The organism is Escherichia sp. MOD1-EC6475, from assembly GCF_003046645.1.
In the GTDB taxonomy this organism is placed as follows: domain Bacteria; phylum Pseudomonadota; class Gammaproteobacteria; order Enterobacterales; family Enterobacteriaceae; genus Escherichia; species Escherichia ruysiae.
Window position 1 is genome coordinate 57,689 of record NZ_PZKQ01000022.1, and the last position, 22,241, is coordinate 79,929.

General features: G+C 50.6%; 23 protein-coding genes and 1 other annotated feature. Of the genes, 15 read left to right on the plus strand and 8 right to left on the minus strand.

Translation table 11 applies throughout. The features are described 5' to 3' along the window. The 13 genes from infC to selO all read left to right on the plus strand — a co-directional run bounded on the left by infC (window position 1) and on the right by selO (window position 10,820). On the plus strand, window positions 1-543 hold the full coding sequence (infC, locus tag A7589_RS06770) for a translation initiation factor IF-3 (protein WP_001700733.1): 543 nt from the start codon (window positions 1-3) through the stop codon (window positions 541-543). Window positions 544-635: 92 nt separating this feature from the next. Beyond that, window positions 636-833, plus strand: coding sequence for a 50S ribosomal protein L35 (gene rpmI / locus A7589_RS06775; RefSeq protein WP_001124225.1), 198 nt, complete (start codon window positions 636-638; stop codon window positions 831-833). Between the two features lie 52 nt (window positions 834-885). Continuing rightward, window positions 886-1,242 (plus strand): 50S ribosomal protein L20, encoded by a 357-nt coding sequence (gene rplT / locus A7589_RS06780; protein WP_000124850.1) that lies wholly within the window; start codon window positions 886-888, stop codon window positions 1,240-1,242. Between the two features lie 116 nt (window positions 1,243-1,358). Continuing rightward, window positions 1,359-1,483: a sequence feature (Phe leader region), on the plus strand. Then, entirely contained in the window at window positions 1,365-1,409 is a 45-nt protein-coding gene (pheM, locus tag A7589_RS22930) for a pheST operon leader peptide PheM (RefSeq protein WP_001386830.1), read from the plus strand. It overlaps the preceding feature by 45 nt. A gap of 208 nt (window positions 1,484-1,691) precedes the next feature. After that, on the plus strand, window positions 1,692-2,675 hold the full coding sequence (gene pheS / locus A7589_RS06790; protein WP_000018588.1) for a phenylalanine--tRNA ligase subunit alpha: 984 nt from the start codon (window positions 1,692-1,694) through the stop codon (window positions 2,673-2,675). A gap of 14 nt (window positions 2,676-2,689) precedes the next feature. After that, window positions 2,690-5,077 (plus strand): phenylalanine--tRNA ligase subunit beta, encoded by a 2,388-nt coding sequence (gene pheT, locus A7589_RS06795; RefSeq protein WP_105282746.1) that lies wholly within the window; start codon window positions 2,690-2,692, stop codon window positions 5,075-5,077. 4 nt (window positions 5,078-5,081) lie between these two features. Beyond that, window positions 5,082-5,381 (plus strand): integration host factor subunit alpha, encoded by a 300-nt coding sequence (gene ihfA / locus A7589_RS06800; RefSeq protein ID WP_001229265.1) that lies wholly within the window; start codon window positions 5,082-5,084, stop codon window positions 5,379-5,381. 100 nt (window positions 5,382-5,481) lie between these two features. Beyond that, window positions 5,482-6,462, plus strand: coding sequence for a vitamin B12 ABC transporter permease BtuC (gene btuC / locus A7589_RS06805; RefSeq protein ID WP_000956542.1), 981 nt, complete (start codon window positions 5,482-5,484; stop codon window positions 6,460-6,462). Between the two features lie 62 nt (window positions 6,463-6,524). Then, window positions 6,525-7,076 (plus strand): bifunctional thioredoxin/glutathione peroxidase, encoded by a 552-nt coding sequence (gene btuE / locus A7589_RS06810; RefSeq protein WP_001154179.1) that lies wholly within the window; start codon window positions 6,525-6,527, stop codon window positions 7,074-7,076. Continuing rightward, window positions 7,076-7,825 (plus strand): vitamin B12 ABC transporter ATP-binding protein BtuD, encoded by a 750-nt coding sequence (gene btuD / locus A7589_RS06815; RefSeq protein ID WP_000029455.1) that lies wholly within the window; start codon window positions 7,076-7,078, stop codon window positions 7,823-7,825. Before btuE ends, btuD begins: the two co-directional genes overlap by 1 nt. A 77-nt stretch (window positions 7,826-7,902) precedes the next feature. Then, window positions 7,903-8,367: a C40 family peptidase gene (locus A7589_RS06820; protein WP_001209771.1), complete on the plus strand. Its 465-nt coding sequence runs from the start codon at window positions 7,903-7,905 to the stop codon at window positions 8,365-8,367. 240 nt (window positions 8,368-8,607) lie between these two features. Continuing rightward, the gene (locus A7589_RS06825) at window positions 8,608-9,321 is read left to right on the plus strand and encodes an EAL domain-containing protein (RefSeq protein ID WP_024257322.1); all 714 of its coding nucleotides are present in this window, start codon (window positions 8,608-8,610) and stop codon (window positions 9,319-9,321) included. 62 nt (window positions 9,322-9,383) lie between these two features. After that, the gene (gene selO, locus A7589_RS06830; RefSeq protein WP_000175583.1) at window positions 9,384-10,820 is read left to right on the plus strand and encodes a protein adenylyltransferase SelO; all 1,437 of its coding nucleotides are present in this window, start codon (window positions 9,384-9,386) and stop codon (window positions 10,818-10,820) included. Window positions 10,821-10,823: 3 nt separating this feature from the next. On the opposite strand, the gene hemP is transcribed toward selO, so the two are convergent. The 3 genes from hemP to ppsR form a co-directional block, all read right to left on the minus strand. Beyond that, entirely contained in the window at window positions 10,824-11,015 is a 192-nt protein-coding gene (gene hemP / locus A7589_RS06835) for a hemin uptake protein HemP (protein ID WP_010349995.1), read from the minus strand. A 131-nt stretch (window positions 11,016-11,146) separates the two neighbouring features. After that, on the minus strand, window positions 11,147-12,193 hold the full coding sequence (gene aroH, locus A7589_RS06840; protein ID WP_001082211.1) for a 3-deoxy-7-phosphoheptulonate synthase AroH: 1,047 nt from the start codon (window positions 12,191-12,193) through the stop codon (window positions 11,147-11,149). Window positions 12,194-12,349: 156 nt separating this feature from the next. Continuing rightward, the gene (gene ppsR / locus A7589_RS06845; RefSeq protein ID WP_000368056.1) at window positions 12,350-13,183 is read right to left on the minus strand and encodes a posphoenolpyruvate synthetase regulatory kinase/phosphorylase PpsR; all 834 of its coding nucleotides are present in this window, start codon (window positions 13,181-13,183) and stop codon (window positions 12,350-12,352) included. A gap of 331 nt (window positions 13,184-13,514) precedes the next feature. Between ppsR and ppsA the strand changes: the two genes are divergently transcribed. Next, window positions 13,515-15,893, plus strand: a complete 2,379-nt coding sequence (gene ppsA, locus A7589_RS06855; protein ID WP_108188783.1) for a phosphoenolpyruvate synthase — start codon at window positions 13,515-13,517, stop codon at window positions 15,891-15,893. Between the two features lie 55 nt (window positions 15,894-15,948). Here the strand turns inward: ppsA and fadK are convergent, their stop codons facing one another. The 5 genes from fadK to A7589_RS06880 are packed head-to-tail and all read right to left on the minus strand — an operon-like array spanning window position 15,949 to window position 21,008. Beyond that, window positions 15,949-17,595, minus strand: coding sequence for a medium-chain fatty-acid--CoA ligase (fadK, locus tag A7589_RS06860; protein ID WP_000869240.1), 1,647 nt, complete (start codon window positions 17,593-17,595; stop codon window positions 15,949-15,951). Between the two features lie 56 nt (window positions 17,596-17,651). Further along, a complete protein-coding gene (locus A7589_RS06865; protein WP_000081088.1) occupies window positions 17,652-17,945 on the minus strand; it encodes a ferredoxin family protein in 294 nt (97 codons plus the stop codon). Then, window positions 17,942-19,231: an FAD-dependent oxidoreductase gene (locus A7589_RS06870; protein WP_001278487.1), complete on the minus strand. Its 1,290-nt coding sequence runs from the start codon at window positions 19,229-19,231 to the stop codon at window positions 17,942-17,944. The genes A7589_RS06865 and A7589_RS06870 overlap by 4 nt, the downstream gene beginning before the upstream one ends. 54 nt (window positions 19,232-19,285) lie before the next feature. Further along, window positions 19,286-20,224 carry an electron transfer flavoprotein subunit alpha gene (locus A7589_RS06875; RefSeq protein WP_000080672.1) on the minus strand — a complete coding sequence of 313 codons (939 nt, stop codon included), beginning with the start codon at window positions 20,222-20,224 and terminating at the stop codon, window positions 19,286-19,288. Window positions 20,225-20,243: 19 nt separating this feature from the next. Next, on the minus strand, window positions 20,244-21,008 hold the full coding sequence (locus A7589_RS06880) for an electron transfer flavoprotein (RefSeq protein ID WP_000692166.1): 765 nt from the start codon (window positions 21,006-21,008) through the stop codon (window positions 20,244-20,246). A gap of 314 nt (window positions 21,009-21,322) precedes the next feature. Here A7589_RS06880 and A7589_RS06890 point away from each other — a divergent pair, with 314 nt between their 5' ends. Continuing rightward, a complete protein-coding gene (locus A7589_RS06890; protein WP_000284822.1) occupies window positions 21,323-22,234 on the plus strand; it encodes an AraC family transcriptional regulator in 912 nt (303 codons plus the stop codon). The last annotated feature ends 7 nt before the right edge of the window (window positions 22,235-22,241 follow it).

Consider the following 22,241-nt stretch of genomic DNA (forward strand, 5'->3'; position numbering starts at 1 on the left):
ATTAAAGGCGGAAAACGAGTTCAAACGGCGCGCCCTAACCGTATCAATGGCGAAATTCGCGCCCAGGAAGTTCGCTTAACAGGTCTGGAAGGCGAGCAGCTTGGTATTGTGAGTCTGAGAGAAGCTCTGGAGAAAGCAGAAGAAGCCGGAGTAGACTTAGTCGAGATCAGCCCTAACGCCGAGCCGCCGGTTTGTCGTATCATGGATTACGGCAAATTCCTCTATGAAAAGAGCAAGTCTTCTAAGGAACAGAAGAAAAAGCAAAAAGTTATCCAGGTTAAGGAAATCAAATTCCGTCCTGGTACAGATGAAGGCGACTATCAGGTAAAACTCCGCAGCCTGATTCGCTTTCTGGAAGAGGGTGACAAAGCCAAAATCACACTGCGTTTCCGTGGTCGTGAGATGGCGCACCAGCAAATCGGTATGGAAGTGCTTAATCGCGTGAAAGACGATTTGCAAGAACTGGCAGTGGTCGAATCCTTCCCAACGAAGATCGAAGGCCGCCAGATGATCATGGTGCTCGCTCCTAAGAAGAAACAGTAAGGCCATCAAGTAATCATTCCTGTGGGCTTCGGCTCACAGGGTGATTCGCCTTTGTTTCTGTTTATCAACAATGCGAAGTGGAAGTTATTAAAATGCCAAAAATTAAGACCGTACGCGGTGCTGCTAAGCGCTTCAAAAAAACCGGTAAAGGTGGTTTTAAGCACAAGCACGCTAACCTGCGTCACATTCTGACCAAAAAAGCGACCAAACGTAAACGTCACCTGCGTCCGAAAGCCATGGTTTCCAAAGGCGATCTGGGCCTGGTAATCGCGTGCCTGCCGTACGCATAAGCCGTTAACGTTTTTAACTTTTTAATTAGAATATAGATACAGGAGAGCACATATGGCTCGCGTAAAACGTGGTGTTATTGCACGCGCACGTCACAAGAAAATTTTGAAACAAGCTAAAGGTTACTACGGTGCGCGTTCTCGCGTATACCGCGTTGCCTTCCAGGCTGTTATCAAAGCTGGTCAGTATGCTTACCGTGACCGTCGTCAACGTAAGCGTCAGTTCCGTCAACTGTGGATTGCGCGTATCAACGCAGCAGCACGTCAGAACGGTATTTCTTACAGCAAATTCATCAATGGCCTGAAAAAAGCCTCTGTTGAAATCGACCGTAAGATCCTGGCTGATATCGCAGTATTCGACAAAGTAGCGTTCACCGCTCTGGTTGAAAAAGCGAAAGCAGCTCTGGCATAAGCCAGTTGGAAGAGGGAGCTAGTCTCCCTCTTTTCGTTTCAACACTATCAGAACATTGACTTTTATCGCCGTAGCCTTTTCAATAAAGGTCTTTTGAAGAGTACCAAAAGGTAACGCAAGCAATGAATGCTGCTATTTTCCGCTTCTTTTTTTACTTTAGCACCTGACTCCAGGAGGCTAGCGCGTGAGAAGAGAAACGGAAAACAGCGCCTGAAAGCCTCCCAGTGGAGGCTTTTTTTGTATGCGCGTTTTGAGAAATAAAAAGCCTGTCTCATCAGGCGTAATTGTCGCAGCCAGTTTGGACACGGCCAGCGCGGAGAAACCGGAGCGTACTTAAGTACGTGAGGATTTCGAGCACTGCCCAGGACAAAATGGCAAGTAAAATAGTCTGATGGGATAGGCTCTAAGTCCAACGAACCAGTGTCACCACTGACACAATGAGGAAAACCATGTCACATCTCGCAGAACTGGTTGCCAGTGCGAAGGCGGCCATTAGCCAGGCGTCAGATGTTGCCGCGTTAGACAATGTGCGCGTCGAATATTTGGGTAAAAAAGGGCACTTAACCCTTCAGATGACGACCCTGCGTGAACTGCCGCCAGAAGAACGCCCGGCAGCCGGTGCGGTTATCAACGAAGCGAAAGAGCAGGTGCAGCAGGCGTTGAATGCGCGTAAAGCTGAACTGGAAAGCGCGGCGCTGAATGCGCGTCTGGCGGCAGAAACTATTGATGTTTCCCTGCCTGGTCGCCGTATTGAAAACGGCGGTCTGCATCCGGTGACCCGTACCATCGACCGTATCGAAAGTTTCTTCGGTGAGCTTGGCTTTACCGTGGCGACCGGGCCGGAAATCGAAGATGATTATCATAACTTCGATGCTCTGAACATTCCTGGTCACCACCCGGCGCGCGCTGACCACGACACTTTCTGGTTTGATGCAACCCGCCTGCTACGTACTCAGACGTCTGGCGTACAGATCCGTACCATGAAAGCTCAGCAGCCGCCGATTCGTATCATCGCGCCTGGACGTGTTTATCGTAACGACTACGACCAGACCCACACGCCGATGTTCCATCAGATGGAAGGTCTGATTGTTGATACCAACATCAGCTTTACCAACCTGAAAGGCACGCTGCACGACTTCCTGCGTAACTTCTTTGAAGAAGATTTGCAAATTCGTTTCCGTCCTTCCTATTTCCCGTTCACCGAACCGTCTGCAGAAGTCGACGTCATGGGTAAAAACGGCAAATGGCTGGAAGTGCTGGGTTGTGGGATGGTGCATCCGAACGTGCTGCGTAACGTTGGTATCGACCCGGAAGTTTACTCTGGTTTCGCCTTCGGGATGGGAATGGAGCGTCTGACCATGTTGCGTTATGGCGTCACCGACCTGCGTTCATTCTTCGAAAACGATCTGCGTTTCCTCAAACAGTTTAAATAAGGCAGGAATAGATTATGAAATTCAGTGAACTGTGGTTACGCGAATGGGTGAACCCAGCGATTGATAGCGACGCGCTGGCGAATCAAATCACCATGGCGGGTCTGGAAGTTGACGGTGTAGAACCCGTTGCAGGTAGCTTCCACGGCGTGGTTGTCGGTGAAGTGGTTGAGTGTGCCCAGCATCCGAACGCGGACAAACTGCGTGTGACGAAAGTCAATGTCGGCGGCGATCGCCTGCTGGATATCGTCTGCGGTGCGCCAAACTGCCGTCAGGGGCTGCGTGTGGCGGTAGCGACTATTGGTGCTGTTCTGCCAGGCGATTTCAAAATTAAAGCGGCGAAACTGCGTGGCGAACCATCTGAAGGGATGCTGTGCTCCTTCTCTGAGCTGGGTATTTCTGACGATCACAACGGCATTATCGAACTGCCAGCGGATGCGCCAATTGGCACCGACATCCGCGAATACCTGAAACTTGATGACAACACTATCGAAATCAGCGTTACGCCAAACCGTGCCGACTGCTTAGGCATCATTGGTGTTGCGCGTGACGTGGCTGTGCTGAATCAGCTACCGCTGATTGAACCGGAAATCGTTCCGGTTGGTGCGACCATCGACGACACGCTGCCGATTGCAGTAGAAGCGCCGGAAGCCTGCCCGCGTTATCTTGGTCGTGTGGTTAAAGGCATTAATGTTAAAGCGCCAACCCCGCTGTGGATGAAAGAAAAACTGCGTCGCTGCGGTATTCGTTCTATTGATGCGGTAGTTGACGTGACCAACTATGTGCTGCTCGAACTGGGCCAGCCGATGCACGCTTTCGATAAAGATCGTATTGAAGGCGGCATTGTAGTGCGGATGGCGAAAGAGGGTGAAACGCTGGTGCTGCTCGACGGTACTGAAGCGAAGCTGAATGCTGACACCCTGGTCATTGCCGACCACAACAAGGCGCTGGCGATGGGCGGCATTTTCGGTGGCGAACACTCTGGCGTAAATGAAGAAACGCAGAACGTCCTGCTGGAATGTGCTTTCTTCAGCCCGCTGTCTATCACCGGTCGTGCTCGTCGTCATGGTCTGCATACCGATGCGTCTCATCGTTACGAGCGTGGTGTTGATCCGGCACTGCAGCACAAAGCGATGGAACGTGCGACCCGTCTGCTGATTGACATCTGCGGCGGTGAAGCTGGCCCGATTATCGATATCACTAACGAAGCAACGCTGCCGAAGCGTGCGACCATCACTCTTCGTCGTAGCAAACTGGATCGCCTGATCGGCCATCATATTGCTGATGAACAGGTGACTGACATTCTGCGTCGTCTCGGCTGTGAAGTGACCGAAGGCAAGGACGAGTGGCAGGCTGTTGCGCCAAGCTGGCGTTTCGACATGGAGATTGAAGAAGATCTGGTCGAAGAAGTGGCGCGTGTTTACGGCTACAACAACATCCCGGATGAGCCAGTACAGGCGAGCCTGATTATGGGCACTCATCGTGAAGCTGACCTGTCACTCAAGCGCGTGAAAACGCTGCTCAACGACAAAGGCTATCAGGAAGTGATCACTTACAGCTTCGTTGATCCGAAAGTTCAACAGATGATCCATCCGGGCGTTGAAGCCTTACTGCTGCCAAGCCCGATTTCCGTTGAAATGTCGGCAATGCGTCTTTCTCTGTGGACTGGCCTGCTGGCAACCGTGGTGTACAACCAGAACCGTCAGCAAAACCGTGTGCGTATTTTCGAAAGCGGTCTGCGTTTCGTGCCGGATACTCAGGCACCGTTGGGCATTCGTCAGGATCTGATGTTAGCTGGTGTGATTTGCGGTAACCGCTACGAAGAACACTGGAACCTGGCAAAAGAGACCGTTGATTTCTATGATTTGAAAGGCGATCTTGAATCCGTTCTCGACCTGACCGGTAAACTGGCTGACGTTGAGTTCCGTGCAGAAGCGAATCCGGCACTGCATCCGGGACAATCCGCAGCGATTTATCTGAAAGGTGAACGCATTGGTTTTGTTGGGGTTGTTCATCCTGAACTGGAACGTAAACTGGATCTTAACGGTCGCACTCTGGTGTTTGAACTGGAGTGGAACAAGCTCGCAGACCGCGTGGTGCCTCAGGCGCGCGAGATTTCTCGCTTCCCGGCGAACCGTCGTGACATCGCTGTTGTGGTCGCAGAAAACGTTCCTGCTGCGGATATTTTATCCGAATGTAAGAAAGTTGGCGTAAATCAGGTAGTTGGCGTAAACTTATTTGACGTGTACCGTGGTAAGGGTGTTGCGGAGGGGTATAAGAGCCTCGCCATTAGCCTGATCCTGCAAGATACCAGCCGTACACTTGAAGAAGAGGAGATTGCCGCTACCGTCGCCAAATGTGTAGAGGCATTAAAAGAGCGATTCCAGGCATCATTGAGGGATTGAACCTATGGCGCTTACAAAAGCTGAAATGTCAGAATATCTGTTTGATAAGCTTGGGCTTAGCAAGCGGGATGCCAAAGAACTGGTTGAACTGTTTTTCGAAGAGATCCGTCGCGCTCTGGAAAACGGCGAACAGGTGAAACTCTCTGGTTTTGGTAACTTCGATCTGCGTGATAAGAATCAACGCCCGGGACGTAACCCGAAAACGGGCGAAGATATTCCCATTACAGCACGGCGCGTGGTGACCTTCAGACCCGGACAGAAGTTAAAGAGCCGTGTCGAAAACGCTTCGCCCAAAGACGAGTAATCTGATCTAACTAAAAAGGCCGCTCTGCGGCCTTTTTTCTTTTCACTCCCGGCGAGTCACCGTAAAATCAACAGCATTACTCTGCAGCTGAACGGATACCATGCTGACACTTGCCCGCCAACAACAGCGACAAAATGTACGCTGGTTATTTAGCCTGTCAGTATTAATGCTGCTGGCGCTTCTTTTAAGCCTTTGTGCTGGTGAACAATGGATCTCACCAACTGACTGGTTTACCCCCCAAGGCGAGCTTTTTGTCTGGCAAATACGTCTTCCACGCACGCTGGCTGTATTGCTGGTTGGTGCGGCGCTGGCGTTATCCGGCGCAGTAATGCAGGCGTTATTTGAAAACCCGCTTGCAGAACCCGGGTTACTCGGCGTCTCTAATGGCGCTGGTGTAGGGCTTATTGCTGCTGTATTGCTGGGGCACGGGCAATTACCTGAGTGGGCGCTGGGGCTTTGTGCCATTGCTGGTGCACTCATTATCACTTTAATTCTCCTGCGTTTTGCCCGCCGTCATCTTTCGACCAGCCGATTATTGCTGGCGGGAGTTGCATTAGGGATTATCTGTAGCGCATTAATGACGTGGGCCATCTACTTTTCCACATCGGTTGATTTGCGCCAGTTAATGTACTGGATGATGGGCGGCTTTGGCGGTGTTGACTGGCGGCAAAGCTGGCTGATGGTGGCGTTGATCCCGGTATTGTTGTGGATTTGCTGTCAGTCCAGACCGATGAATATGTTAGCTCTTGGCGAGGTCTCGGCGCGACAGCTGGGGCTGCCTCTTTGGTTCTGGCGCAATGTACTGGTAGCAGCAACCGGCTGGATGGTTGGCGTCAGTGTGGCGCTTGCTGGTGCTATTGGATTTATTGGTCTGGTGATCCCGCATATTCTGCGGCTGTGCGGGTTAACCGATCACCGTGTTTTACTTCCTGGCTGTGCTCTGGCAGGCGCTACGGCATTGCTACTCGCCGATATCGTCGCTCGTCTGGCACTGGTTTCCGCCGAGCTGCCAATTGGTGTAGTCACCGCTACGTTGGGCGCACCGGTGTTTATCTGGCTATTGTTAAAAGCAGGACGTTAGCCGTAAAAAGAAGGTCTATGATTAAAAGCTAAGATTTTTACTGACCACATCCAGGAGACACGATGCAAGATTCCATTCTGACGACCGTAGTGAAGGATATCGACGGTGAAGTGACCACGCTGGAGAAATATGCCGGTAATGTACTGTTGATTGTCAATGTTGCCTCAAAGTGTGGCTTAACGCCGCAATATGAGCAGCTGGAGAATATTCAGAAAGCCTGGGCCGATCGTGGTTTTGTCGTGCTGGGATTTCCGTGCAACCAGTTTCTTGAGCAAGAGCCGGGCAGTGATGAAGAGATTAAAACTTACTGTACAACCACCTGGGGAGTAACGTTCCCGATGTTCAGTAAGATTGAGGTCAATGGTGAAGGTCGCCATCCGCTGTATCAAAAACTGATTGCCGCAGCGCCGACCGCAGTCGCGCCGGAAGAAAGCGGATTCTATGCGCGCATGGCCAGTAAGGGGCGTGCGCCACTGTATCCTGATGATATTTTATGGAATTTTGAGAAATTCCTGGTAGGCAGGGACGGCAAGGTCATCCAGCGTTTTTCCCCGGATATGACGCCGGAAGATCCCATTGTAATGGAAAGTATTAAACTGGCGTTGGCAAAATAATGTCTATTGTGATGCAGTTGCAGGATGTAGCGGAATCAACCCGCCTGGGGCCGCTTTCGGGTGAAGTTCGGGCAGGGGAGATCCTGCATCTGGTGGGGCCAAACGGCGCGGGTAAGAGTACCTTGCTGGCGCGAATGGCCGGAATGACCAGCGGTAAGGGAAGCATTCAGTTCGCGGGGCAACCACTGGAAGCATGGTCCGCAACAAAACTCGCGCTGCATCGCGCCTATCTTTCGCAACAACAAACACCGCCATTTGCTATGCCGGTCTGGCATTACCTGACCCTGCATCAGCATGATAAAACGCGTAGCGATCTGCTAAATGATGTCGCTGGGGCGCTGGCTCTTGATGACAAGCTCGGACGTAGCACCAATCAACTTTCCGGTGGTGAATGGCAACGCGTACGTCTTGCTGCGGTGGTGCTGCAAATCACGCCGCAAGCCAATCCTGTAGGGCAATTGCTGCTTCTCGATGAACCCATGAACAGCCTTGACGTTGCCCAACAAAGTGCGTTAGACAAAATTCTGAGCGCGCTGTGCCAGCAAGGACTGGCGATTGTGATGAGCAGTCACGACCTTAATCACACATTGCGTCACGCGCATCGTGCGTGGCTGCTAAAAGGCGGGAAATTGCTGGCCAGTGGACGCCGGGAGGAAGTTCTGACACCGCCTAATCTGGCGCAGGCCTATGGGATGAATTTCCGCCGTCTGGACATTGAAGGTCACAGAATGCTGATTTCGACTGCCTGATAACAATAGCATCTTGAAAATCGGGTAATTTCGACGCTAAATTAATGCAAGAATAAAAAACAGAGGATTCGTACGGAATGCGTTTCTGCCTTATTTTAATCACAGCACTGTTTCTGGCTGGGTGTAGCCATCATAAAGCGCCGCCACCAAACGCCAGACTTTCTGACTCTATTACCGTGATTGCCGGTTTGAACGATCAACTACAAAGCTGGCATGGCACACCTTATCGTTATGGTGGTATGAGTCGTCGTGGGGTTGACTGCTCAGGCTTTGTGGTCGTAACGATGCGCGATCGTTTCGATTTGCAGTTGCCGCGTGAAACAAAGCAACAGGCCTCTATCGGTACTCAAATTGATAAAGACGAGTTGCTGCCAGGCGATCTGGTTTTCTTCAAAACCGGCTCTGGGCAAAATGGTTTACATGTGGGTATTTATGATACCAATAACCAATTTATTCACGCCTCTACCAGCAAAGGGGTGATGCGCTCTTCCCTTGATAATGTTTACTGGCAGAAAAATTTCTGGCAAGCGAGAAGAATCTAGTATGTCGAAAAGGACGGTGATGTGTCATCGTCCTTTTACTTCTGAATACCGTAGTATTTTTCAGACAAAAATTCCGTAAATGGAATATTCGTTTATAATTAGAATAATCTAAAAAAGGACCCATGAAAAAGTGGTTAACAAGGAACAAATGAAAGTTATCCTTTCTGTTTTTTTTATGTTTTATGGTCTCATCCTTTTTAGCCGGATTTGTAAAAATATTTCTGGAGAAGGGCGATTACCATGAAGATTTTACTGGATAATGTTTATCATTCTAATTGCTATTTTCTGCCGATAAGAGATAGCCGGCAAAATCTTGTTGGGGTTGAATTAATAACCCATTTCTCCAGTGAAGACGGTATGGTTCGCATCCCGACGACGCGGGTTATGGCGCAGCTTTCCGAGGAACAGCATTGGCAGCTATTTGCCGAGCAGCTAGAATTACTTAAATCATGTCAACATTTTTTTATTCAGCACAAATTTTTCGCATGGATTAATTTGACGCCACAAGTAGCAAGATTATTATTAGGTGCTAATAATTACGCAGACCAACTATTAAAATTCCCTTTCATTGAATTGCGGATTAATGAAAATTATCCACAACTTAATGAAGGAAAAGACAATTGTAATCTCTTGCGCTTATCACAAATTTCTCCGTTGGTGTTGGGGAATTTAGGTGCGGGCAACAGCAACATGAAAGCAATATTTGATGGTCTTTTCACTCGAGTTATGTTGGATAAAGGCTTTGTTAAGCAACAAATAGCTAATACATCCTTCGCGCCATTTATTCGTGCTATTCATACGCAAATTTCGCCTTGTTGCAGCTATATCATTGCGGCAGGTATCGATACCTCAGAAATGTTGGCGCGAATCACACCGTATGGTTTTCATGCCCTACAAGGATGCTTATGGCCTGCTGTTCCCGTCAGTCAGGTAACAACGCTGGTTCAGCGATAACCCTTTTGTTTGCTGGTGTTTAAGATGAGGGTAACCGTCTACACTATCAGACAGGAGGATCTATGACCCTGTCTTTTATTACCCGCTGGCGCGATGAATTGCCAGCAACTTATACAGCACTTTCCCCCACGCCTTTAAATAATGCCCGGCTGATTTGGCATAATGCTGAACTGGCTAACACGCTGGGTATTCCATCGTCACTGTTTGAACGTGGTGCTGACGTTTGGGGGGGAGAAACATTACTGCCTGGCATGTCGCCACTGGCGCAGGTCTACAGCGGTCATCAGTTTGGCGTCTGGGCGGGCCAGTTGGGTGACGGGCGTGGCATTCTTCTCGGTGAGCAACAACTTGCCGATGGCACAACAATGGACTGGCATCTGAAAGGAGCGGGGCTGACGCCTTATTCGCGAATGGGCGATGGACGGGCGGTATTACGCTCTACGATTCGTGAAAGTCTCGCCAGTGAGGCGATGCATTATCTGGGTATTCCGACGACGCGCGCTTTAAGCATCGTTACCAGCGATACGCCAGTTTACCGGGAAACGGTAGAATCAGGCGCGATGCTAATGCGCGTGGCGCAAAGCCATCTGCGATTTGGTCACTTCGAACACTTTTACTATCGCCGCGAGCCGGAAAAGGTTCGCCAGTTGGCTGACTTCGCCATCCGTCATTACTGGTCACATCTTCAGGATGATGAGGATAAATACCGTCTCTGGTTTACCGATGTTGTCGCACGTACCGCGTCGTTAATTGCTCACTGGCAGACAGTCGGTTTTGCTCATGGTGTTATGAACACTGACAACATGTCGATTCTCGGACTGACGCTCGATTATGGGCCGTTCGGCTTCCTCGATGATTACGAGCCTGGTTTTATCTGTAATCACTCTGACCATCAGGGGCGTTATAGTTTTGATAATCAGCCTGCCGTCGCGTTGTGGAATTTACAGCGTCTGGCACAGACATTGTCGCCATTTATTGCTGTGGATGCGCTCAATGCGGCGCTGGATAGCTATCAACAGGTTTTGTTGACACATTATGGGCAACGAATGCGGCAGAAACTGGGCTTTATGACGGAACAAAAAGAAGATAACGCGCTGCTGAATGAATTATTCAGTTTGATGGCGCGAGAGCGCAGCGACTATACCTGTACATTTCGCATCCTTAGCCTGGTTGAACAGCGCAGTCCGGCATCGCCACTGCGTGATGAGTTTATTGATCGTGCGGCATTTGATGACTGGTTTGCCCGTTATCGGGCGCGTTTGCAGCAAGATAACGTCACCGACAGCGAACGTCAGCAACTTATGCAAAGCGTTAACCCAGCTCTGGTATTGCGCAACTGGTTGGCGCAACGGGCGATTGAAGCGGCAGAAAAGGGCGATATGACGGAATTACACCGCCTGCATGAGGCGTTGCGAAATCCTTTCAGCGACAGAGATGATGATTATGTCAGCCGTCCACCGGACTGGGGCAAACGGCTGGAAGTCAGCTGCTCAAGTTAAACGCTACTTTGTCAGTAGCAGTTTGCCAGCCTGGGTTTTACGGAGCAGATATTCTTGTCCGTCATGATCAATGATCAGTTTGCCATCCGGACCTAACAGTGTCTGGCTGGCAATGCGTCGAACAGGCTGCGGGGAAGAGGCCTTCTGACTTGCATCCGTTTTAGGCGTGAGTCTGCTGCTATCCGTATAGCTCATAAAAACTAATAATAATTGATATAACAATGATTCTTATTATCAATACAATCTTGCGCCAGGGCAAGTAATAATTCATTGATAAGACAAGCTATTGAGCAGAAATGCCCATTCCAGACGGAACGGGCATGTATTCAGAAGCGGGTATCCACCGCAGAGGCGAGTTTTTCGACCAGGTGTTCGGTATCTTCCCAGCCTAAACACGGATCGGTAATTGACTGACCGTAAGTGAGCGGCTGACCACCGACGATTTTTTGCGTTCCTTCGCGCAGGAAACTTTCCGCCATAATTCCGGCAATCGCGGTAGAGCCATTGCGGATTTGCTGGCAAATATCCTCACAAACCTCTAACTGGCGACGATGCTGCTTCTGGCAATTGCCGTGGCTGAAATCCACTACCAGATGTTCAGGTAAATCAAACTCGTGCAGCGTATCGCAGGCGGCGGCGATATCATCGGCATGGTAATTCGGCTTTTTGCCGCCGCGCATAATAATGTGACCATACGGGTTGCCGCTGGTCTGATAGATGGTCATCTGACCGTTTTTGTCTGGTGAGAGGAACATATGGCTGGCGCGCGCCGCGCGAATCGCGTCCACGGCAATACGCGTGTTGCCATCAGTACCATTTTTAAAGCCTACCGGGCATGAGAGCGCGGAAGCCATTTCGCGGTGGATCTGGCTTTCGGTAGTGCGTGCGCCAATCGCGCCCCAGCTAATTAAGTCAGCAATAAACTGACCGGTCACCATATCGAGAAACTCGGTCGCGGTGGGAACGCCCAGCTCATTTACCTGCAACAGTAACTTACGCGCCAGTTCGAGGCCGTGATTTACCCGATAGCTGCCGTTTAAATCCGGATCGGAAATTAATCCTTTCCAGCCGACAACGGTTCGTGGTTTTTCAAAATAGGTGCGCATTACGATTTCCAGCCGTGACTGGTACTGGTTGCGCAGCGCCTGCAGACGGGTGGCGTACTCCATTGCAGCGGTGAGATCGTGGATCGAGCAGGGGCCAATAATGACCAACAGTCGCTTGTCTTCACCATTCAGTATTTTTTCAATTCTGCGGCGGGAATCGGTGACATGGCTGGCGACGCCAGGCGTTACGGGATACCGTAGCGCGAGTTCGGCGGGCGTTACCAGACTCTCGATACGCGCAGTACGGAGTTCGTCAGTTCTGTTCATTACAAGTCTCAGAAATTTGTTGCTTCAACGGCAGGACTACCGGGAAGTGATGCGCATCACGATAAACCAATCCCTGCTGATTTCAAGTGCGAGGCAGGTTACGCCTCGCTCAATTGACGGCATAATAACAAAAAAGCGAACTCTTATACTAGTTTTCTAGTACATTCTCCGGCTAAGACCCATGATATCGAGGATCTTGGTGGCAATCTCTTCTACCGAATAATTGGTACTGTTGATCCACGGGATCTGATTTTTACGGTACAACGCTTCTACTTCCGCGACTTCCATCCGACACTGACGAAGCGAGGCATAGCGACTGTTTTCCCGACGCTCTTCGCGAATAGCCGCCAGACGCTCAGGGTCGATGGTTAGCCCGAACAGTTTATGCTGTAGCGGTTTAAGGGACGCGGGAAGCACCAGATTATCCATGTCATCGGCAATAAAGGGGTAGTTTGCCGCGCGGATACCAAACTGCATCGCCAGATACAGACTGGTGGGAGTTTTACCGCAACGAGAAACGCCGAGCAGGATCACCTGAGCCTGGTCCAGATTGCGTAACGAAATGCCGTCATCGTGGGCGAGGGTGTAATCAATCGCCGCAATGCGCGCATCATATTTATTGAGATTATTAGGGTTAAGGCCATGGGTACGATGAGCAATCGGCGTTGGATCCAGTTTCATCTCTTGTTGTAGCGGGGCAACCAGCGCCTGAACAATATCCTGGCAAAAACCTTCACTTTGCAAGATGATGGCGCGAATTTCCGGTAACACGATGGAGTAGAAGACCAGCGGGCGCACACCTGTTTGCTGATAAATCGCGTCTATTTGGTCTTTCACCGCCCGCGCCCGGCTCTCATTTTCGACAAACGGCAGCGTAATGCTGCTGATAGTAACGGGAAATTGCGACATCACTGCGTGTCCTAATACCTCCGCAGTTATTGCCGTACCATCAGAAATATAAAAAACGTGGCGATCAACAGCATTATCCATTTTGTTCTTCCCGTGATGCAGACATAATTCTATGAAAGCATAAATTAAAAATGTACAGAAGCGTAGAACGTTATGCCTGGTTTATAAAATGAACCTTCAATTTTATTTTTTATGAAAACGGCATTTCATTTTCCGGTTTCGTTTATACCGATGGTTTATGTGGGAATTATCGAAGATAACAGATTTGCGCAACGCTGGGATCAGTCTTAAAAAGTAAAAAAATATATTTGCTTGAACGATTCACCGTTTTTTTCATCCGGTTAAATATGCAAAGATAAATGCGCAGAAATGTGTTTCTCAAACCGTTCATTTATCACAAAAGGATTGTTCGATGTCCAACAATGGCTCGTCACCGCTGGTGCTTTGGTATAACCAACTCGGCATGAATGATGTAGACAGGGTTGGGGGCAAAAATGCCTCCCTGGGTGAAATGATTACTAACCTTTCCGGAATGGGCGTTTCCGTTCCGAATGGTTTCGCCACCACCGCCGATGCGTTTAACCAGTTTCTGGATCAAAGCGGCGTAAACCAGCGCATTTATGAACTGCTGGATAAAACGGATATTGACGATGTTACTCAGCTTGCAAAAGCAGGCGCGCAAATCCGCCAGTGGATTATCGACACTCCCTTCCAGCCTGAGCTGGAAAACGCCATCCGCGAAGCCTATGCACAGCTTTCCGCCGATGACGAAAACGCCTCTTTTGCGGTGCGTTCCTCCGCCACCGCAGAAGACATGCCGGACGCCTCCTTCGCCGGTCAGCAGGAGACCTTCCTCAACGTTCAGGGTTTTGACGCCGTACTGGTGGCAGTGAAGCATGTCTTTGCTTCCCTGTTTAACGATCGCGCCATCTCTTATCGCGTTCACCAGGGGTATGATCACCGTGGCGTGGCGCTCTCAGCCGGTGTTCAGCGGATGGTGCGTTCCGACCTCGCGTCCTCTGGCGTGATGTTCTCCATTGATACCGAATCCGGTTTCGACCAGGTGGTGTTTGTCACTTCCGCATGGGGCCTCGGTGAGATGGTTGTGCAGGGCGCGGTTAACCCGGATGAGTTTTACGTGCATAAACCGACGCTGGCGGCGAATCGCCCGGCTATCGTGCGCCGTACCATGGGGTCGAAAAAAATCCGCATGGTCTACGCGCCGACTCAGGAGCACGGCAAGCAGGTTAAAATTGAAGACGTACCACAGGTACAACGTGACATCTTCTCGCTGACCAACGAAGAAGTGCAGGAACTGGCAAAACAGGCCGTACAAATTGAGAAACACTACGGTCGTCCGATGGACATTGAGTGGGCAAAAGACGGTCACACCGGCAAACTGTTTATTGTGCAGGCACGTCCGGAAACCGTGCGTTCACGCGGTCAGGTCATGGAACGTTATACGCTGCATTCACAGGGCAAGATTATCGCCGAAGGCCGTGCTATCGGTCATCGCATTGGCGCGGGGCCGGTGAAAGTCATTCATGACATCAGCGAAATGAACCGCATCGAACCTGGCGACGTGCTGGTCACTGACATGACCGACCCGGACTGGGAACCGATCATGAAGAAAGCCTCTGCCATTGTCACCAACCGTGGCGGACGTACCTGTCACGCGGCGATCATCGCCCGTGAACTGGGTATTCCGGCGGTAGTGGGCTGTGGCGATGCGACCGAACGGATGAAAGACGGTGAGAAGGTCACCGTTTCCTGTGCTGAAGGCGACACCGGTTACGTGTATGCCGAGTTGCTGGAATTTAGCGTGAAAAGCTCCAGCGTGGAAACCATGCCGGATCTGCCGCTGAAAGTGATGATGAACGTCGGTAACCCGGATCGTGCGTTTGACTTTGCCTGCCTGCCAAATGAAGGCGTAGGTCTGGCGCGCCTGGAATTTATCATCAACCGCATGATTGGCGTTCACCCGCGCGCACTGCTTGAGTTTGACGACCAGGAACCGCAGTTGCAAAACGAAATCCGCGAGATGATGAAAGGCTTTGATTCCCCGCGTGAATTTTACGTTGGTCGTCTGACTGAAGGGATCGCGACGCTGGGCGCTGCGTTTTATCCGAAGCGCGTCATTGTCCGTCTCTCTGATTTTAAATCCAACGAATATGCAAACCTGGTCGGTGGCGAGCGTTACGAGCCGCATGAAGAGAACCCGATGCTGGGCTTCCGTGGCGCCGGTCGCTACGTTTCTGATAGCTTCCGCGACTGCTTCGCGCTGGAGTGTGAAGCGGTGAAACGTGTGCGCAACGACATGGGGTTAACCAACGTTGAGATCATGATCCCGTTCGTGCGTACCGTTGACCAGGCGAAAGCGGTGGTTGAAGAACTGGCGCGTCAGGGGCTGAAACGTGGTGAGAACGGGCTGAAGATCATCATGATGTGTGAAATTCCGTCCAACGCCTTGCTGGCAGAACAGTTCCTCGAATATTTCGACGGCTTCTCTATCGGCTCAAACGACATGACGCAGCTGGCTCTTGGCCTGGATCGTGACTCCGGCGTGGTGTCTGAACTGTTTGATGAGCGCAACGATGCCGTGAAAGCACTGTTGTCGATGGCGATCCGTGCCGCGAAGAAACAGGGCAAATACGTCGGGATTTGCGGTCAGGGGCCGTCTGACCACGAAGACTTTGCCGCATGGTTGATGGAAGAGGGGATCGACAGCCTGTCTCTGAACCCGGACACCGTAGTGCAAACCTGGTTAAGTCTGGCTGAACTGAAGAAATAAAATATAACCCCGGCGACAATATGTCGCCGGGGTTAGCTATTTGCGGAAACGGGTCTTATTCAGTAATTCCGCAATAACCCTCGGTTAATCGCTGAATAATATCTTTTCTGAGCAAAATTTTTTGTATTTTACCGGATGCAGTGCGGGGTAACTTTTCAGTTATCACAATATGTTCAGGGTATTTATATTTCGCTACCCGTTTACGATTAAAAAATGCCACCACATCTTCCAGCGATAATGAATGATGTGGCGATTTTAATACAATATAAGCACACGAGCGTTCGCCTAAGCGTTCATCGGGCATCGCAACTACGCAGGCATCATGAATTTTGGGATGCTGCAACAATATATCCTCCACTTCACGGCTGCTAATATTTTCTCCGCCACGGACAATAATATCTTTCTTGCGTCCGGTTATTTTTATATAACCCGCCTCATCCATACAACAGAGATCGCCACTGTAATACCAGCCTTCATCATCCAGCGCACGGGCGGTTAATTCAGGTTCATCAAAATAACCCATAAACACATTGGGGCCGCGCGAGGCCTCTTCACCTTCACAACCGGCCGGTAAGGTCTTGCGTGCGTCATCGACGACTTTGATTTCCACGCCAGCGGCAGCGTAACCATCGGTATGCATAAAGCGCGACAACGGATCGTCGAGATTGACCACCGCGTGCGGCGAGCTTTCTGTGGAGCCATAAACACTTAACAATTTAATGCCGCGTTGTTGGCATTCTCGCGCCACTTTTTTGGGGATCGTGGTGCCACCGCAAAGAAAGAAACGCAGCGCAGAAAGATCTGCGGGCTGTTTTTCCAGTAAATTCAAAAGGTCATAGACAAACGGCGTTGCGCCGAGCATACAGGTGCAACGTTGTTGCTCAAGCAACGAGAGACAGGTTTCAGGGGTGAAAATATCTAACAAGACGCTCCGTGCGCCTACCAAAAACGGCGCCGTTACGCCATGCAGAAAACCTGTCGCATGACCCAGCGGTGCCGGCATCATAAAAACATCCAGCCAGGTCAGATTCAGCCGCGCACAATATGCCCGCTCGCTGGCGAGAATATTATTATGTGTCAGCATCACGCCCTTTGGCATACCTTCAGTTCCGGAGGTAAACAGCACCGCCGCTAATTCATCGCCGTGAACCGATATCGCCGTCATCAGCGGGGTATTATCGGTAATAATCTGGCTTAACGAGAGAGACGATGTGGCGGGAGCCAGTTTGTCCACGCCGACAATTTGTTGCAGATGTGGAAGCTGATTTTGCAGCGGCAGGATTAAATCTACCGGACGCGTTTGTTTAAACAACGTCGGGGCAAAAAACATTTTGGCCTGGCACTTATTGAGCACCCACACCAGTTCCGCTTCTCGCCAGGAAGGCAACAACGGCACGGAAACTGCGCCGGTTTTCAGGCAGGCGAGATAGATAACGGTAAATTCACACCAGCCGGGCAGTTGAAATGCGACGCGATCGCCGGCTTCAATACCGTTCGCCAGCATCCAGTTTGCCAGACAGCTCGCGGCCTGATCGAGCGCGCTATAGGTGTACGATGCGCCATGATTATCGACCACGGCTATTTTATCAGGCATCGCCCGCACAGTTTGCTGCCAGTAGTCAGCCAGCGAAGCATCACCCCATAACCCTTGCTGCCGGTAGGCTGCACGACGCTGCGCGTTAAACGTTAATGTCACTTTCATTTTGGACTCTCGAAACAAAACGTCAGGCCCGACGTGCGGGCCTGTGGGATGCGTGATTAACCGTAGCGGAAATCAATACCGAAAGTGCCAGCAGGGTATTGCCATTGTTCGAGGATAGTGTTGCCGCAAAGCACCCGACAGGTTCCGCATTCGAGACAACCGGCAGAATCAAAATGAATATTTCCCGCTTCATCCTGTTTATAAAGTCCTGCCGGGCAGGCTTTCATTAATTTACGAAATTCATTGATATCAGGGTTTGCCGCCAGAATGATGTGCGGATGTCCTTCATCAACATGGAATTTATTGACGCCTAATTTGATCTCAACATTAACCGTAGCATTCTGGCTCATAGCGCGGTTGCTCCCTTAATGCCATCTTTGAGCAAGTTGATCAGCCCGATTTTCTTCGCATGTCCCATGATCATCTTGCGCACCGGCTGGTTAGGTTTGCCGTCGATGGTGAACATATCGTTCATGATGTCGGCGACCATGCGCGGGTATTGGCTAAACAGGCGCGGGTTTTCCATCAGCGCCGGGATTTTGCGAAAGTGCTGCATATCGCGCATGACGCAACTCTGTTCCAGCTCACGTTTGTATTGCGCCAGACTGCTGGTGGAGAAATCCGCGCGTTCTTTGGCGGCAATCACCGTTGTGGCTGCAGCCTGTGCCGACGCGATGGCTAAATCCATTCCGCGAACCGTAAAGCCCAGATTGAGGCAGAAACCGGCGGCGTCACCGACGATCATCACACCATCGTTAACCAGTTGCGGCACCATCGCCAGACCACCTTCCGGCACCATATGCGCGGAATATTCAAGCAGTTTGCCACCGCTAATTAGCGGGCGTATGGCGGGGTGCTGTTTAAAATCTTCCAGCATTTGCGGCACGCTTTTTTGCGCATGGGCGATATCACCCAATCCGCAGACCAGACCCAACGATACGGAGTCGTGATTGGTATAAAGGAATCCGCCGCCCATTAATCCGTCAGAAGGAGAACCGGCAAACAGCCAGGCGGCGCCTTCATTGTCGGTAACGTTAAAGCGATCGTTGATTTGTTCTGGCGTGAGGCCAATGACCTCTTTAACACCAACAGCGTAATGATGCGGATCGGAGGCGGGAACCATTCCCAGCGAACGACCAAGAATTGAGTTAACGCCATCAGCCAGAATCACCACATTCGCTTCGAGAATATCATCCCCGGCCTGGACGCCAGTGACCTTGTTTCCTTCGCGAACCAGCGCATCGACGCGAACGCCCGGGATAAACTGCGCACCCGCCTGTTCTGCTTGTTCCATCAGCCACGGATCGAGGCGGTTGCGCAATACGGTATAAGACGCTTGCTGCGGGGCATCCGGTTGCTCACGGTGAAAATCGAGGGTCACGGCGCTCTCTTCGGTTAAGAAGGAGATTTTCTCGCGTGTGACCTTGCGTTCAACCGGTGCAGATGCAGCAAAGCCGGGAATAATAGCCTCAAGCGTGTGGGCATAAAGACGCCCGCCAGTCATATTTTTGCATCCGGCACTGTCACCGCGTTCTATCACCAGGACATCCAGTCCGGCTCGCGCCATCACCAGTGCGGCGACGCTACCGGCAACACCCGCACCGACCACAATGGCATCAAATTTGTCATCCGACATGCGTTATGCTCCCTTCCCGTTGCGTTAACAGCGGGATATGTGGTTGAAAAGGAATTAGCGATTCAAATGGCTAATCAGGGCAGGGACGACGTTGTAGATATCGCCCACCAGACCGTAGTCGGCATAGTTAAAGATTGGCGCGTTTTTATCTTTATTGATGGCGACAATCACTTTTGCGCCGTTGCCGCCGACCATATGCTGGATCTGCCCGGAAATCCCCAGCGTCAGGTAGAGATCGGATTTCAGCAACACGCCGGAGACGCCGATATAACGTTCACGTTCCATCCAGTTCTCGCCTTCGGCAATCGGGCGTGAGCAGCCGACTTCAGCATTCAGCGCCGCCGCCAGTTCGTGAACCATTTTCAGATCATCCTGAGCCGCCAGACCACGCCCGACGCCGACCACGCGTTTCGCTTTACTCAGATCCACACTGCTTGCCGCTTTAGCGCGGCGTTCGCGACAGAGAATTTCATGACGCGGGGCAACGTAAGGCACCGTTTCAATCGGGCATTGATGAGAAGCATTGCTCGTGCACGGTTCCTGAACACCGGGCGCAAGGGTAATTATCGCCAGCGGGCTGGTGATCTTTTCCTGAGCGAACGCTAGCCCGCCATACATACGGTGTTCGGCGCAAATGTGACCATCGACAATATCCACCGCCGTGGCATCGTTCACCAGCGCCGCATTCAGTTGCACACTTAACCGTGCTGCCAGAGCTTTTCCGCGTTTTGTCGCGGCCATTAGCAACATAGCGGGGTGTTTATCTTTAAGCAGGGCAGCAATGCTTTCAGCGTAATTTTCAGTGCGTTGCAGCGCAGCGTTTTGCTCAAGAACATAAATACATTTTGGGCCATAAGGCATAACCGCCTGCGCCTGGTCGGCATTTTGCACAATGGCATACACCTGTTGCCCCCATTGCTGCGCACCGCCAAACAGTTCAGCATAACGATCAGGGTTATCGCTAAAGACCCAGACGCTGTTTAATTGACTCATCGTTTCTTCTCCGTTGGCTTTAGTTCAGGGCTTTCTTCAGGTGTTCCGCCAGCTTGGCAATTGCTTCCGGCGAATCGTTATCAAGAATGATGTGTTTACGTTCTGTTTGCGGCGGTACGCGAATGCCGGTCAGTTCAGCAAGTGGCGCGCTCTGGCTCCAGCCGATATCACTTGCCTGCCACTGGTTCACCGGTTTTTTGCCCGCACCGAGAATGGCTTTCATGGAGGGGATACGTGGAGCGTTGATATCAGACGTGACGCAAAGTACGGCGGGAAGCGAGAGTTCAATAACTTCAACTTCCTCTTCGACAGTGCGTTCAACCACCAGTGTATCGCCCTGACGCGCAATGGCACTCACTGCATTAATCACCGGAAGTTGCAAGATTTCCCCTACCAGCAGACCGACCTGCTGGGCATAGAGATCGCCGGAACCTTCACCAAAGAGCAGTAAATCAAAGCCGATTTTTTCTGCTGCGGTTGCCAGCGCCTTTGCGGTATCGACGGGCAGCGCGTGTACAAGTTGGGCATCCTGCACCATATACAGGCTGTGTGGCCCGCGTGATAACACGTCTTTGCGCACCTTCGAGTTCTGCAATAACGAACCGCCAACCGTCAGTGCGGCTATCTCATCATCGTCTGTCGCGAGCTGGCTTGCAGCTTCAATGGCATTGAGATCGAACTGGCTGATTTTGGCGTCGGCATTGTCGAAATTAAGGGTGTATTCGGGAGTGACAACAATGTCCTGTTCTTCAGGCACCAGCTTAAAGCAGGTTATTATTTTCATGATTTCTCCTGTGGGTCGCATACGGAACCATCTCCGATGGAAGGTAAAAATGGCCTGAAAATAGTGTGCGATAGCGGTGCGGGGTTTTCGACGGAGCAAGCTGTTTTCCTTGCCAACAATCTTGCAAAAAAAATGCGATCGCTAAAACAAAAGTGCAGTTAGCGGCAATATTGTTATGCCATGACCGTACAATCTTGCATTCGGTTTAAATAATCTTGTTTAGCTCTCGCTAAACGCGGTTGTATAACCGCAATACACGCCGTATTTTATCCGGCATATATTGCTTTTGCTTGCTCATGGATAGGGAGGTTGTCATGTATCAACGCTGTTTTGATAATGCCAGCGAAACGCTGTTTGTCTCTGGAAAAACGCCACGGCTTTCACGTTTTGCATTTAGCGATGATCCCAAATGGGAGTCTGGACATCATGTTCATGACAATGAAACTGAGCTGATTTATGTCAAGAAAGGGGTGGCAAGGTTTACCATTGACTCCTCGTTATATGTAGCCCATGCCGATGACATTGTGGTGATAGAACGCGGCAGACTTCATGCGGTGGCTTCTGATGTCAACGATCCAGCAACGACCTGTACCTGTGCGCTGTACGGTTTTCAGTTTCAGGGGGCAGAGGAAAACCAGCTTCTGCAACCGCATTCATGTCCGGTAATTGCCGCAGGGCAGGGAAAAGAGGTCATTAAAACCTTATTTAATGAGTTAAGCGTGATTTTGCCGCAAAGTAAAAATAGTCAGATATCTTCGTTATGGGACGCATTTGCCTATACATTAGCAATTCTTTACTACGAAAATTTTAAAAATGCATATCGTTCGGAGCAGGGGTATATTAAAAAAGATGTTCTGATAAAAGATATTCTCTTCTACCTGAATAATAACTATCGCGAAAAAATCACCCTGGAACAGTTATCGAAAAAGTTTCGTGCCAGCGTCAGCTATATTTGTCATGAATTTACTAAAGAATATCGAATTTCCCCTATTAATTATGTTATTCAACGGCGTATGACGGAAGCAAAATGGCTGCTGACTAATACTGATTTATCACAGGCAGAGATCTCCTGGCGTGTGGGTTATGAAAATGTCGATCACTTCGCCAAACTGTTTTTGCGCCATGTCGGCTGTTCGCCCAGTGATTACCGCAGGCAATTTAAAAACTGTTTTGCGGAACAAGAGACCTTTTCTGAATTTCCTCAACCCGTAAGTCTTGCCGGATAAATCTGGC

Bases quoted from the DNA above. Each gene is read 5' to 3' on its own strand.
- rpmI (WP_001124225.1), top strand. From the start codon at position 636: ATGCCAAAAATTAAGACCGTACGCGGTGCTGCTAAGCGCTTCAAAAAA.
- rplT (WP_000124850.1), top strand. From the start codon at position 886: ATGGCTCGCGTAAAACGTGGTGTTATTGCACGCGCACGTCACAAGAAA.
- pheS (WP_000018588.1), top strand. From the start codon at position 1,692: ATGTCACATCTCGCAGAACTGGTTGCCAGTGCGAAGGCGGCCATTAGC.
- pheT (WP_105282746.1), top strand. From the start codon at position 2,690: ATGAAATTCAGTGAACTGTGGTTACGCGAATGGGTGAACCCAGCGATT.
- ihfA (WP_001229265.1), top strand. From the start codon at position 5,082: ATGGCGCTTACAAAAGCTGAAATGTCAGAATATCTGTTTGATAAGCTT.
- btuC (WP_000956542.1), top strand. From the start codon at position 5,482: ATGCTGACACTTGCCCGCCAACAACAGCGACAAAATGTACGCTGGTTA.
- btuE (WP_001154179.1), top strand. From the start codon at position 6,525: ATGCAAGATTCCATTCTGACGACCGTAGTGAAGGATATCGACGGTGAA.
- btuD (WP_000029455.1), top strand. From the start codon at position 7,076: ATGTCTATTGTGATGCAGTTGCAGGATGTAGCGGAATCAACCCGCCTG.
- A7589_RS06820 (WP_001209771.1), top strand. From the start codon at position 7,903: ATGCGTTTCTGCCTTATTTTAATCACAGCACTGTTTCTGGCTGGGTGT.
- A7589_RS06825 (WP_024257322.1), top strand. From the start codon at position 8,608: ATGAAGATTTTACTGGATAATGTTTATCATTCTAATTGCTATTTTCTG.
- selO (WP_000175583.1), top strand. From the start codon at position 9,384: ATGACCCTGTCTTTTATTACCCGCTGGCGCGATGAATTGCCAGCAACT.
- hemP (WP_010349995.1), bottom strand. From the start codon at position 11,015: ATGAGCTATACGGATAGCAGCAGACTCACGCCTAAAACGGATGCAAGT.
- aroH (WP_001082211.1), bottom strand. From the start codon at position 12,193: ATGAACAGAACTGACGAACTCCGTACTGCGCGTATCGAGAGTCTGGTA.
- ppsR (WP_000368056.1), bottom strand. From the start codon at position 13,183: ATGGATAATGCTGTTGATCGCCACGTTTTTTATATTTCTGATGGTACG.
- ppsA (WP_108188783.1), top strand. From the start codon at position 13,515: ATGTCCAACAATGGCTCGTCACCGCTGGTGCTTTGGTATAACCAACTC.
- fadK (WP_000869240.1), bottom strand. From the start codon at position 17,595: ATGAAAGTGACATTAACGTTTAACGCGCAGCGTCGTGCAGCCTACCGG.
- A7589_RS06865 (WP_000081088.1), bottom strand. From the start codon at position 17,945: ATGAGCCAGAATGCTACGGTTAATGTTGAGATCAAATTAGGCGTCAAT.
- A7589_RS06870 (WP_001278487.1), bottom strand. From the start codon at position 19,231: ATGTCGGATGACAAATTTGATGCCATTGTGGTCGGTGCGGGTGTTGCC.
- A7589_RS06875 (WP_000080672.1), bottom strand. From the start codon at position 20,224: ATGAGTCAATTAAACAGCGTCTGGGTCTTTAGCGATAACCCTGATCGT.
- A7589_RS06880 (WP_000692166.1), bottom strand. From the start codon at position 21,008: ATGAAAATAATAACCTGCTTTAAGCTGGTGCCTGAAGAACAGGACATT.
- A7589_RS06890 (WP_000284822.1), top strand. From the start codon at position 21,323: ATGTATCAACGCTGTTTTGATAATGCCAGCGAAACGCTGTTTGTCTCT.